Raw genomic sequence first — 13209 nt, 5'->3', positions numbered from 1 at the left:
CTAATATTAGGAGTAACAGGTTTAACCATACATTTGTATAAGCATATGTTAATGATCATAGTTGATATCATTGAACAAAACAGACAACGTTATTTAGCTCCCACACCGCCATAAACATCAATAGTAAAGCCACGCTGTTGAGCATAATTATTTGGTGTTAGATTAATGTGTTTTTTTAAGTAACGAATCAAATGCGGTTGATCGCTAAAACCAAATTGATAAGCAATATCACCCCAGTTAATATCACATGGTTGACGTTGATAAAGATATTCTAAAATAGTCTCAAGTTTATTCATCGACTGACATTGCTTAAGCGTGAAACCTGTTACTTTTAAGAAACTTCGTTCAAGAGTACGCTGCGAACAAAACAGCATATCGCCTAACTCATTAATAGGCTTATCGGTTAGCAAAGGAAGCGCTTTTCTTGTGATTTCGCTATGTTTATCTTCGTAGCAATTAGCTAATAAAGATGAAATCATTTTATCTAATATCGCGATACATTTTTCATGTTCATTCTTCGCCATAACAAGTAGCTCATTTTCACTAATGTCAGCGGCACCTTCAAAAATATCAAAATTCATTATATTGGCTGTGTTTAGTAATACTTGAGTAAATGGGATCTTATTTAATGAATATAATGCGCCCACTTTGAACTTAATACCTATACATGCACAAGGCTGAGCATGGTCCAATTCAATAGTATGACTATAAGGGTAAAGACAATGAGAGCCTTCTCCCTTATAAACATCAAACATACCTGAAAGGTCAACAGCCCCTAATACAACACTATTTATACCCACAAAATAGTCTTGAAAAAGAGCTTAAGCTTTCTTAAAAAACAATATTTACAGCAATGAATTATTATAAGTTGGCTGAGGTAATATGTGCTCCAAGATGGAAGCTCAGTAGCAGCAATAAGCTTGCCGAAAGAACAGAATACCAACACTGCGCCATCAGGCGGTAATAGAAACTTTACAGCCCTTTCGATGACGCAGTTTTTCACATTAATAAGATCATGATGTGTTTAAATCACTTCACACACTCAATCTTGTCAGCATTCATAGGGTCATAACATCTTACATGTTTATTGACATTGTTTTGCAAGCTGAAGGTATGCAGTTGCAAAGTCTTTCCCCATGCTTATATAGCTATCACTTGCATAATGCCAAGCATCTTTTGGGGTGTAATCGTAATTACTGGTTTTAGTCATATAGCTGGCACAGATATCTTGTTCGGTAAATAGGCGCTGAGCCGTTTGAACACGTTTGATATATGGCATGATCCCCTCTTCTAAGTTTGAATTTGTGATTTTACCTATCACCACGGGAATATCGTCTTTTCTCAGTGATGCACGCAATAAGGACATCAAACGGGTAAGGTTATCTAAATAAGCATTGGCAGAATGTGTACTTGTGTGTGCATCGGCTTCTCCCTGCATCCAAATGATACCTGCAGGAATAAGAGTGTCTGGTTCACCGTCACCATCTATGTCATTTGTGGCAAAGGCATTTTGAATAGTTTTTAATGCGTAATCATATTGGTTCTTACCTTCTCCTTCTGCAAAATCAGGAGACCAGTTACCATAACCAGTTTTTAGCGCTAACCCTGTACCGCCAGCAGAATATTTGATAATAGCAATCTTCTTATTTGGCATTTTTTTACTCAGGGTATCAGCAAAGGTCAACTCAAGGCCAAATCGATCAGAGTAGGTATTTTTATTACCATCTGATTTAAACCCTGTGCCATGGCCTGGTTGAATTTTACTCCAAACCCCTTCACTACCACCTTGTTTATTATCAAGTACGCCATTACCATGAAAAATCATTACGTCTTGTGGTTTTAATAAATCGGCAGGCAAAACATTGTTGTAGCCATAACCGTCCATATTTGATTGTCCACCTAAGTAGAACACTTGATATTCAGCAGCCTTAGCCACAAGAATTGTGCAAAATAGCAGTAGAGTCGTAATTAATTTAGTTTTCATAATCTGTTTCTCATTATTGTAGGGTTATTTCTAAAAAGTCGATAATTTTAGCATCGTCATGGTTGCCACCACCAAAGCTCCAAAGTTCTGGCGTAGGGGTTAGCTCTCGATAAGCTCCTTCACCAGTGATATCCCAAGTGGTGATATATATGTGACTGTTCAGCCATGAGGTTACTCCAAAGTCATTAGCACGATAGGAGAAAGTTATTGTTTTGAGACTTTTATCTACGGTCACTAGTGGTGCAATACCAAACTTATCCCCTTGGTGATATGCATTTGCATTTTGGGTTGAAAATGTTGTGTTACCCCAACCATAAATCACATGACCTAGATCCCATGTCCAGTCATATGGCATTTCAGCGTTGATCATCGGAAGAATTTTAGATCCTTTCTTTTCAGCTAAATCGAAAAAGAGGCTGAAGGCAACATTGTCAAATCCATTGGTTGGTAGCCAGTCATTGGTGAGCTGTTTCATAGTTAAGGTTAGTTTCAGTACTTCACCACCAATTTCTGCTTTGGCCGTTATGATGTCTTGCTGACCAATGCTTTGGCTATGTGTTGGAGCGCTAAGTTTACCATCTAAACCTATATCGTCACCTATAGGGTCGCTGAAGGTAAACGTGCGTTCAGGGTGCTCAACAAAAGTCTCAAAGGAGAATGCGTCGCTTGAGGTATTTTTTTCAGGATGATAGACCACAAGTGACACTTTTTCTTGTCCCAAGTTGTTCACTGGATAAGTGATCTGCCAACTTCCTGTTTCGTCTGTCAAAATCTCTCGTGCTGATTTTAAGTAAGTATTCTTTATCAACAGTAATTTGCTATTTGGGTAGCTAGAGCGTCCTGTTATTACAATGTCCTGTGTGACGGTTTGCACTGGCCTTGAAGTGTTGATTGCTATATTTCCGGACACTTGTGCAACATTTTCATCATTACTTTCAAGTTCTGCTATGACGATACTACGACCCGGTAATTGAGTGGTAAGATAACCTGAAGCATCTAAAGACATACCACTTACATCACCAAATAGTGCCCGCAAAGTGCCCGATTGATTTGACGCTTTCATACCATTAACTAGGATATCGTCGCGAGAAGTATTAAACATAACCAGCACAGTTCTACCTTGATATTCACGTTTATATGCGAGTAACCCAGGCCCGTTTTTATTCGCTGCGATCATCTGCAAAGAACCTCGAGTAAATAATTTATCGCTGGTACGAAGATGGGTGAGCTCGGCAATAAACTTATAAAGTTCAGTGTCTTGATTAAAGTAGTCTTTACTTGCCATAAAGCCCCCTTTAAACATAGCCTGACGAGACTCCATCATTGCTTGGGCCGAACCTTGATATATGACAGGGATCCCAGGGATAGTTAAAATAGTGGCTAAGGCTTGTTTAAATCCTGCCACATCACCACTTGCCAAAAAACGAGCCATATCATGGTTATCAATAAACGTAGGAATGACATAAGGATTGTTATAAACCTCCATATGTTGCTTAATACGATATGATAAGTGTTCAGTAGGAAAACCTTGGGCAAAAACAGTTTTAAGCTCATGGTGAAGAGGAAAAGAAATAAGCGAATTTAATTCTGGCTTTTCTTCGCTTCCTAGATAGCTAGCAACCCTATGTTCTGCGTCATTTTGATAAGCTTTTGAAGTATCAAACACTTCACCAAAGGCTAAAAAATCATTTCTTCCCGTTGACTTTGCTACTGCATGAATACCATCTTCATCATGCATAAATTTATGAAAAAATTCATGGTCGACGTATCTTACGGTATCGATTCTGAATGCATCTATGCCGACACTTTTAATCCAATCACCGTAGATTTGTTTGAATTTATTGATCACCACAGGATTTTTGGTGTTGAGATCAGCAAGGCTTGCCAGTTGATATGTAAACTGCTGAGAGGTATCGTTATAATCTTTAATTGATGGTGTCCAATTGTAGATGTCAGCCTTCACGTGTTCCGCATTATTTCTGTCGATTAAGTCAAACGGGGCTTGGATTGGTGCCGACTGTAAAGAGTTAGGTTTCTCGATTAAGAAAAAATTTTTGGCTGTGTTGTTTGGATCGTAGCCGTCTACACCACCTTTATAATTGAAAAAGTTACCCGTGTGATTCACCACAATATCTTGAATTAAATACATGCCACGGCGGTGTAGTTGATCCGATAGTTGTTTGAAGGTATCTGTTGTCCCTAAATGAGCGTCTACATTACTAAAATCAATAGCCCAGTAACCGTGATAGCCGCCATAATTTTCCGCCGTTGCCCACCATTGGTTAGCAACAACCGGAGTAGTCCAGACCGCTGTCGCTCCGAGATTTTGAATATAGTCAAGCTGATTGATAACACCTTGTAAATCGCCTCCACTATAATGACTTTCTTTGTTTGGATTGTATTCGTTAGCACCTAAATCATTGTTATTAGGGTTACCATCGGCAAAGCGATCCGTCATCAAAAAATAGATGATTTGATCTTGCCATTCAGGGGAAGGAACATGGAGCAGTAATTTAGACTCAGTCGAAGCGTTTAGCTTGTTCTCAGAATCAATATATACAGCTTGCTCGGCGCCACATCCATATAATATTAGTAATACCCAAATGATTATTAAAGACTTTTTCATAAGTATTCTAAGGTTCTCTTGACAGCTTTGTTTATCGCTAAATACTATACGATAGGCAAAGGTGTCTCAAACGATTCAGCAGTGAATACGAATGCATAGTACTAATATCGAAGAGCATGGTAATTAATGTGGGTTATAATTTTGAGTCAGTATTAACCCATATGTTGTCAGGATTAATTTTTCCGCCTTCAGCAATGTTGACGCCTAAACCGGTTCGATTAAAACTCGTAGTTGAAAATAATAATTCTATATTCGAATAAGTTTTCTCTTTGATATTATTTTCAAACTCATCAGAGTTCAAATGCTCTAACGTTGTAGCAAATTTAGTCATTTGGCTAATAGAAGCATCTGAAAAACCCGCAAATGTGTAGATTAGGTTTTCATTGGGTCCAGCGAATTTAGCAAATAGACCATAATCAGTATAGTACTCCTCAAAAACGCCTTTAACATCATAAACTTTTTTGGTCTGACGGTGTGTTAAAGAACGGGGTGCTATTTGAAAATTCGATCCTTTAAAGTAAGTAGCTAAAGGGCCAAGCATTTTAAACTCACCAAGGTAGACTAAGTTATATTCACGTAAATCACTGGCAGATAGTTCCGAGACCAAGCGTATATCTATTTCCGCCACATCGTCGAATAGTGGAAGCAAGTGCTTCATTGAAAAGACACTTTTATTCGATAAGTAAGTGATGTTAGTTTTATGCATCACCTCTTTCTTTGCTGGGTAGCGCTCAAAATATCGTTTTAAATCTAGCTCATTATTCACTTGAAAATCGATCACTGCTCGCCAATTTTTTGAGTATGAATCTAACTCGGCCATAACAAAAAAATCACCTACAACAATCAAGATTGGTTTTTGATGATTAAGTAAATCACGCCAAATCGGATGCTCCTTAACCGCTTCAAAATTGTCATTTTGGTCCGCAGAACGGCCAAAAAAAGCATAAATATGTATAGATAGAGAAAACACTAATAAAATGGTGAGAATGGTTTGATACCGAAAACCTCGTTGCCAAAAGTTTCCTTGTTCTGGTGTACTGTTAGCCAAGTCTAACCGAACATCTTGCGGTTGCTCTGTTGCGCTAATCAATGTGTTGCTATCACTTTCTACAGGGGGCGTTTTCACGACAAATGAAAGTTCATAACCTCCCGAAGGAATAATTATTTGAAACGCTTCTTGTTGCCCTTCTGTTTGATAAAAGACTTCTAGTTTTTTGCGTAGTTTTGAAATATAAACCCTGACGAACGAATCTTCCACGGGGTTATAATTATCACCTTTATCAAAAACTTCCATTGCAATTTCAATTTCTTTTGGGCCTTTTATTTTCCCTTCTTTTTCTCTCGTTACCAACGCGTACTCAACTAGGTAACGGAGTAAATTACTATTAACTTTTGAACGGTTAAAGGTGCTACTATTCATGATTCGCTTGAGTTGCGCCGAGATTAGTGCGTTATCTGGAATTGAGTTATTTGATATTTTTTGAGTCATCTTTGGTAACCGTTAACTTAACGTGTTAACCCATAGTTAGTAGCTTAATTTTACTTACAAATAAATAAAACAGTGGTTAATCTAGTGTACTTAAATTCCGTTAATACGGATAGCTAAATTAAAAACAGGTATTTGAAAGCAACAATATCGACTTCTCGTATTACTGTTTTGCGACGACCTCAAACAAGGCGTAATAGCAAAAGAATAACGCCAAACATAATACATTGAACTCTTGAGTTCAGATTTTATCAATTAAGGAATGAATATGCATAAAAACTTTAGCAAACTCTTATTGTTAACTACTTTTTTAATTAGTCAGTCAAGTTTGGCTAAAGAATCTCAACCGAATATCCTTTGGATCATTACTGATGACCATCGACCAGACTCTATCGAAGCTTATAACCGCGCTACCATAGGTAAAAGTGAAAGCCCATTAGGCTATGTATCATCCCCCAATATTAACAAGCTCGCAGCTGAAGGTGTGCTATATACCAAAGCGTATAATCAATCTCCAGCTTGTGGGCCGTCGCGTACTTCTATGCATCTTGGTAAATATCCGTTTCGCAGCGGAAAATTTGCATGGGAACAAGTGCATCAACAAACTGATATTGCCACACCGGCTGTTTCACAAAGCTTACGAGATGCCGGTTATAGCACAGCAATTATAGGTAAAACTCATCACGGTATTCGAGAAAAGTTTAAAGGCAAAAGTAATATTTTTGATTTGGAAATTGAATTTAATCGAGATCTATATAGCCAGGGCTTTGGCGGATTTTATCAAACTGGCGCTTATGGTTTGATTGATGGCTTATTATTGCGCCGAGATAGCACTGAAACGGTTTATTATCCTGACGGCCGTAAAAAAACGTATGTGTTGTCAAAACAACATCGCCAGTTAACCAAACAAGAACAACAAGTTGTTGATGAAGTAGAAGAAGAATTTGATATTCTACGTGCTTATACGCGTATTAATAAAGGCTTAATTCTAGGTGGTGTTAACCCTCAACCTGCTGATAAAACTGTTGATGCACGCATCGTAGAAGAGTTTAAAAATTATTTAACCAATACAGGGAAAAATTATAAAACCCTGTCCGGCCGAAAAGTAAAAAGTGCTGATAAAAATAAGCCAGTATTCGTCAATCTAGGTTTTCATTTACCGCATACCCCCGTGATGCCACCGAAAAAATTCCGTGATCAATTTAAAGATAAAGTATACAAATTACCGGCATTTGATAGCGATGAATTATCAACATTTAATCCGCAACAAATGCAAATTTATAATGAATCAAAAACCGATATGATGAGCGTTGATGAAAAACAACAAGCGATTCGTGATTATTATGCGTTTACCGCTTTCGGCGATGCATTAATTGGTGAGGCTGTAGAGGCATTTAAGGCACATTCGAAACAACAAGGCCGTGAATATTTAATTGTTTTCACCGTGGGCGATCATGGTTGGCATTTAGGAGAACAAGGGATCATGGCAAAATTTGGATCGTGGCGTGAATCTTTAAATGGCGCCGTGATTGTCGTTTCTTCGGATAAGAAAAAATACCCTGCAGGTAAAATCGTCGATAAATTAGTTGAATATGTTGATTTTGCGCCAACTATGATGGCGGCAGCCGATATTGACATTAATCAAGCACGCTATAACTATTTAGACGGTAGCGATTTAGAGGTTGTCGCCAATGACACTCATTTTAAACGTGATTATATTGTCGGCGAAATGAATTTAGTATCAGGCCATCGTGCTTATTTACGCACAAAAGATTTCGCTTTTTCAATGCGTACTCGTGATCGCCGAACGGTAGCGAAAACACCACTACTGAACGACAACATTACTTGGGCATTAACAGCAGAGCCTTTAAAAGTAGATCTTGCCTTATATGATTTACGCAATGACCCACTTGAGCGTAACAACATCGCATATACCATTCAATACTTACCATTAGCAAATTGGTTTAGAGAGAAGCTTGGTAATATTGTCTTAGGGGATGGTCGAGTTGAAATGGACTGGTCGACGTTAAATAGCTATAACATCAGCAACTTTGCTGCCGGTGCCGATGACAAGCGTATCGACATTCCAATGGATTTAATTCCTGCAAAAAATATAAAGCATTTGCAACGACCTAATTATTAGCCACATACCGACTCATACCTAGTTTATTGTCAGCAATATCGAACTAGGTATGAGAAATAATTTAACAAATGTTAAAACAATCGAATGACGAGTAGATATTATAAACGACCAATTAAAGAATACTTCGTTTATTGAACACTCAAAACATAGGAATATGAATGGCTTAATGCTTACTTTTAATGACGGGATTAATGGTTTGTTGTTTTAAAGAAAACAAGCCAAGCCTTAATCGACCTGATCTAAAGCTAAACACTATGGTTGTCGCTTAAGAGTCGTCGCTTAAGCCCTCTCAAGTTAATAATAATTGTTCAGTGAGTCTACATCAACAGAGCGGTAGCCTTTTTTAATATACCCTTTTCTCATTCAATACGTTCAAACTTTTTTTCAAATTCACTTATTTTTAATTGCTCAGGGAACATATAAGTCGCTTAGGTTACTTACCTTTTCACTCTTCTTTTAACTGCTTAACCCATTTGCTAACGGTGGAATAAGCAACCCCATCGCTTTCGCTTCATCTTCGAGAATATAACCATTATTAATCACTAATCATGCTGTTTCTAAACGAAATTAAGGACTAAAACCGGGACGCTTTTTCTTTGTCATTTGTATCACCTAACGTTTAAGGAGATGGATAATACTAAGTAAGAATCTTAAATAAAATTATCTAGAGTATCTTCTATAGCTTAACTCCTAAACTCAACAGACTAGTGTGCCACCATTGCCGTCGTTCACGTTTGAAATATTAACGATCACTTTGTGCGCTTTGTTGACGTTAGCGTTTAATTCTTCTTTAGGTCAACTTATAGCCAAAAGCTGACATTAACCAAATTCACTACAAGCCTGTAGGGCTGGTTTAAGCTCATTCCTGCCGTTGGTATTTAACATATTAATGCTAAGTAATGCCACTTTGTTAACATTAAGCTAGTGATCATTAGATACTTCTTGAGTTAGCCAAAAGCGGAGATTCAGGCTTAGTTTGAAAGGATAACTACTGCCACACTGAAGACCCTTTCCATTATAAAATAATGACATTGAAATAGCCTGCTTAAAGTTAGAAAGCTGACATTATTCTTTGTTTATCTAACTACAACTCTTTCGTAGCTATTCGATAAAGGAAATATTTTACGGGAATGAATTGTTGTCAAAAACTATAAAAATGATGCTAGTAGTGCTTAATCGTAAATTAAAGCCTTAGAAGGTTTTATATTCATGGTATAGCATAGGATTAAGTATCCTATGCTGATGGTTTATTGATGAAAAAAATAGATTATTAATCTCCAAACACAAAAAAACACCAATATTGACAATTGATGTTTTTCTAGAATTTGCTACAAAGAAATTATTAAGATTGTTTCTTAAATTGACGTGATGCTAAACCCATAACGCCTAATGCGAGGATGGCAAGGGTAGATGGTTCTGGTACTTGAGTTCTTGCTATCCACTGCCCTTGTTGGCTGTTAAAACCTACATCATTTACAAAGGTTTCACTTACAAATAATGCATCAAGACCATTAGTAAAACACGCCTCTGGTCCGCTTGCATTACAATCTGCGTTCACGCCGTTATCAGTAATGGATGTTATTAGGTTTCCATCAGCAGAAAATGTTATTTTAATATCGTCTGACAAGCCAGCCAAAACAAATGTTAAACCTCCTTTGTCAGGACTCATGAATACAAAATCAATAATTTCAGAAGTACCCGTTAAACTTTGGTTTGCAACAGCTGATTCTATTATTTCAAAATAACCGCCCCAATCATCTACTCCTCCACATGTCGCGTCGTTACATTGAAAGTCATAAATAATTCCAGCATTAGCAAAACCACTAACAGATAAAACCAAACCAACCAAAGCCGCTTTTAACATTTTTATATTCATCGTATTTTCCTTTGTAATACATTCCTTGAAAGAGAATGTAAATGTTTTTGTTACTTCTAACTGTACACGAGCACATATCATACCAAAGAATAAAAACTATTTATTTTCAGTGTGGTAGTTAAAATTAGTTAATCACTAAATTAAAAAATGTAAAATAATTTGACACTTGTCCAGTCACGTAATCAATGGGGTCAGAGCGTTTGAAGTATATTTTTGTTTTTAATTTTGATACTTGAAACGACAGCTATGCGAGCTTGCAGCGGACGTTAGCTATAACTACCTGTTAATGTCGTCTCTGCGCACCAAGAAGTCATAAAAACGAAATATTGAAATGTCAGCAATCGGCCAAAAGCGGACATAAATAATATATGTCAATTGGCAAAAGTGAAGCGATAACAGACCTTTAATGCAGTGAGTCTATTGCAAAACTAAATATCACGAACTACTCAGTAGTTTTAGAATTAGCCTGTGATCTTTTCTCAGTTTTCCTAATAAAATAAAACAAATAATTCCACCAATAAATGGAGTAATTAGGATAAAAAATATTATTTGGTCAATGACTTCAAAGGCAGTTTTTGAATTAGCAGAGTATTCAAATAAAGAAAGTATCCAGCCAACATAGGCAATTGCTACACCGTTACATATTTTGTTTGTCAGAGTAAAAAAACCAAAAACACTGATGTCGTATCTCCTACCCTCACTTTTTGAATTAGCATCTAATACATCTGGCAGCAAAGACCAATTCAGCATGGATATACCACTAGTCGCTATCCCAGTTAATATACATACGATATACAGAGATTTATCAGATGACATACCCAGAAGAGCTAGCATCATTGCTATAACTAATAGCCCATTAGCAAATTGAGCACTTAAAGCTTTATCAGTCAATTTATTGGTGAAAAACACCCAAAAAATTAACGAGACAGCTTGAGCGAAAGTCATAACGGTTAATGCCATTCCTCCTATTGATTCGTTATTTAATCCATACTTAGAAAAATAGATAATGACTGTGCTAACTGTATGGGTGGTCAACGAAGATATAGCGGACATCACAAATACGATTGCAAGGGGTTTATTGTGAAATATTTCCTTAATTATATCAGTTAACTTGAAACCGCTTAGTTTCTCGTTTTCATGGACTATCGGTATGTGTTTTATTGAACTTAAACACAAAGTCATAATACATAGAAATACTAATGCTAAAAGAAGTGAAGCTTGGCCAAATTGAGCGTTTAATTCGTTAGGGGCAATTCCAACGATAATATGAACAGACGTAATAGTGACAAGAGCTCGACCTAATGCGCTACAAAAAATTCTCATACCCGCAACATTCGTTCTATCTTTTGGAGTATTAACAATAAAACTTAATAGACCATTATGGGGAATATCAACAATAGTATAAGCCGCTCTGAATAAGAAAAGTGATGTTACAGCAAATACAAATCGGTATTTTTCAGGGATATAACCAGAATGAAAAAACAAAACTGCAAACAGTGCTGTTGCTGGTACTCCAATCAAGAAATAAATTTTGACGGTAGTAAACTTATCTCGAAGCTTATCAGTAATGACTGCAATCCATGGATCTGTCAAGCCATCCCAAATTAGAGATAATAAAATAATATTCCCTGCCGCGATGCCAGAGAAACCAAGTACATCAGTAAAATAAAACAACGCAAAGATATCAAATAGAGAAGCGACTGACGACTTCCCCATATTACCACTAGCGTACAAAACTTGGGTTCTAATCATTTTACAAATTCATTAAAATGTAGCGAGAAGAACATTACCAGTACAATATTAAAGTATTATGTCATGTTAAATTAAAAATGAAAAAATCGCTGAGTAAAAGGTAATAGTGCGGCACCATAGGTGGCGGCATCGAAATCTAATTCTGAGGTGATTACTTTCGCGGTTTTACGTTTTACACCACGCCGATTAATATCAAAAAAGTTCAGTTCAGCAATCAATCGCTCAGCCAATTGTTTAGGAATAATACCGCCAAATACAATCGCTTCAGTATCTAACACAGCCGACGTGGCTGATACCATAAGTGAAAGTGATGGCGTAACATCACTTATCCATTCTTCTATACCTGCCAAAGAATCAGAGTAATTGTCAACAAGCTCATTGACTGTTTTAAAGTGGCTGCCGTGTTTATTTACACTCATTCTCAAAGACTCTAACGTAGGAGATAGGTAACCTTCAGTGGGCAAAATCGCGCGAAACTCTCCAGCATTACCATTAATACCTTTAAACAAACCTCGTTTATTTATCACACCACCACCAATTCCTGTGGCAAAGTAAAAATAGGCAAAGCTTTGTAATGTCTTTCCTATACCACCTATACTTTCAGCAATAGCTGCTGCATTACCATCATTATCAGACCACACGGGTAAATTAAGTGCCTTCGAAAAAAGTGCATTGAGATCTGTTAGGGCAAAATCGTTGAGTGAATCCGGTGTATTAAACATTGCTGACTGAGAATCGGTATAAAAACCAGTAACGCTAAGACCAATACCAAAAATACAGTCTAAATCGAGTTGATTGTTATTTAGCAGTGTACTTATACCTTTAGTTACTACAGAAAATACATTGTCTCTGGCCATGTTATCAATCGATGGTGTGAAATAATCAATCGCTTCGCCGGCAAAATTAATGAGAGCCAATGAGACTCCTTTAGCCATTAACGAAATACCAATCGAATAAGCAAATTGTGGATTGAGATAAAATTTGAAACTAGGTTGTCCCCTTCGGTTATTTTTACCGGCAGCTCCTTTAATCACCATTCCTCGAGCTTGTAACGTGGTTAGCATTCTCGATATTGATTGCTGAGAAAATGTTAGTCCATCCCCTAAGCCCGCCTGTGTTGCTTCTTTGCATCGGAGTAATTGTCCTAAAACAATGGCCTCACTATCATTTACAAGGCTCAGTTGGCCTCGAGAAAAAAAACGAGGGTGAATTAATTGGTCATGTGAAAATGTATTCAAATTGGTATGCATTCATCAAATTTATTTAAAACATAATTTAGCAAAAGTGAGACAAGTATCCAACCTATTTACTCGGTGTAAGTAAAATTCACAAAACCTTAATA

8 protein-coding genes and 1 pseudogene are annotated in these 13209 nt (G+C 37.0%); 2 read left to right on the top strand and 7 right to left on the bottom strand.

The genetic code is table 11. The features are described from left to right. Nucleotides 1–89 precede the first annotated feature (89 nt). The 4 genes from AC0L5Q_RS17710 to AC0L5Q_RS17695 form a co-directional block, all read right to left on the bottom strand. Nucleotides 90–800 carry a helix-turn-helix domain-containing protein gene (locus tag AC0L5Q_RS17710; protein WP_473612373.1) on the bottom strand — a complete coding sequence of 237 codons (711 nt, stop codon included), beginning with the start codon at nucleotides 798–800 and terminating at the stop codon, nucleotides 90–92. Between the two features lie 284 nt (nucleotides 801–1084). Next, entirely contained in the window at nucleotides 1085–1984 is a 900-nt protein-coding gene (locus AC0L5Q_RS17705) for a sialate O-acetylesterase (RefSeq protein WP_473612369.1), read from the bottom strand. 13 nt (nucleotides 1985–1997) lie between these two features. Next, nucleotides 1998–4610 (bottom strand): alpha-amylase family glycosyl hydrolase, encoded by a 2613-nt coding sequence (locus AC0L5Q_RS17700; RefSeq protein ID WP_473612366.1) that lies wholly within the window; start codon nucleotides 4608–4610, stop codon nucleotides 1998–2000. 133 nt (nucleotides 4611–4743) lie between these two features. Continuing rightward, on the bottom strand, nucleotides 4744–6099 hold the full coding sequence (locus tag AC0L5Q_RS17695; RefSeq protein WP_473612362.1) for a hypothetical protein: 1356 nt from the start codon (nucleotides 6097–6099) through the stop codon (nucleotides 4744–4746). A gap of 265 nt (nucleotides 6100–6364) precedes the next feature. Here AC0L5Q_RS17695 and AC0L5Q_RS17690 point away from each other — a divergent pair, with 265 nt between their 5' ends. Further along, nucleotides 6365–8239, top strand: a complete 1875-nt coding sequence (locus AC0L5Q_RS17690; protein WP_473612358.1) for a sulfatase-like hydrolase/transferase — start codon at nucleotides 6365–6367, stop codon at nucleotides 8237–8239. A gap of 91 nt (nucleotides 8240–8330) precedes the next feature. Continuing rightward, nucleotides 8331–8508, top strand: a pseudogene (locus AC0L5Q_RS17685) (IS982 family transposase); the annotation flags it as partial. Between the two features lie 1073 nt (nucleotides 8509–9581). Here AC0L5Q_RS17685 and AC0L5Q_RS17680 read toward each other — a convergent pair. From AC0L5Q_RS17680 to AC0L5Q_RS17670, 3 genes are all read right to left on the bottom strand, one after another. Next, the gene (locus AC0L5Q_RS17680) at nucleotides 9582–10115 is read right to left on the bottom strand and encodes a PEP-CTERM sorting domain-containing protein (RefSeq protein WP_473612354.1); all 534 of its coding nucleotides are present in this window, start codon (nucleotides 10113–10115) and stop codon (nucleotides 9582–9584) included. A 435-nt stretch (nucleotides 10116–10550) separates the two neighbouring features. Beyond that, nucleotides 10551–11867, bottom strand: coding sequence for an MFS transporter (locus tag AC0L5Q_RS17675; RefSeq protein ID WP_473612351.1), 1317 nt, complete (start codon nucleotides 11865–11867; stop codon nucleotides 10551–10553). Nucleotides 11868–11938: 71 nt separating this feature from the next. Beyond that, nucleotides 11939–13105 carry an ROK family transcriptional regulator gene (locus tag AC0L5Q_RS17670; protein WP_473612347.1) on the bottom strand — a complete coding sequence of 389 codons (1167 nt, stop codon included), beginning with the start codon at nucleotides 13103–13105 and terminating at the stop codon, nucleotides 11939–11941. Nucleotides 13106–13209: the final 104 nt, after the last annotated feature.

Source organism: Pseudocolwellia sp. G5-9 (assembly GCF_055808995.1).
The sequence above is the reverse complement of the archived record's forward strand: the minus strand, read 5'-3'. Positions and strand labels throughout refer to the sequence as shown.

Excerpts from the sequence above, each read along its gene's own strand:
- AC0L5Q_RS17675 (WP_473612351.1), bottom strand. The coding sequence starts at position 11,867 with ATGATTAGAACCCAAGTTTTGTACGCTAGTGGTAATATGGGGAAGTCG.
- AC0L5Q_RS17705 (WP_473612369.1), bottom strand. The coding sequence starts at position 1,984 with ATGAAAACTAAATTAATTACGACTCTACTGCTATTTTGCACAATTCTT.
- AC0L5Q_RS17690 (WP_473612358.1), top strand. The coding sequence starts at position 6,365 with ATGCATAAAAACTTTAGCAAACTCTTATTGTTAACTACTTTTTTAATT.
- AC0L5Q_RS17680 (WP_473612354.1), bottom strand. The coding sequence starts at position 10,115 with ATGAATATAAAAATGTTAAAAGCGGCTTTGGTTGGTTTGGTTTTATCT.
- AC0L5Q_RS17700 (WP_473612366.1), bottom strand. The coding sequence starts at position 4,610 with ATGAAAAAGTCTTTAATAATCATTTGGGTATTACTAATATTATATGGA.
- AC0L5Q_RS17695 (WP_473612362.1), bottom strand. The coding sequence starts at position 6,099 with ATGACTCAAAAAATATCAAATAACTCAATTCCAGATAACGCACTAATC.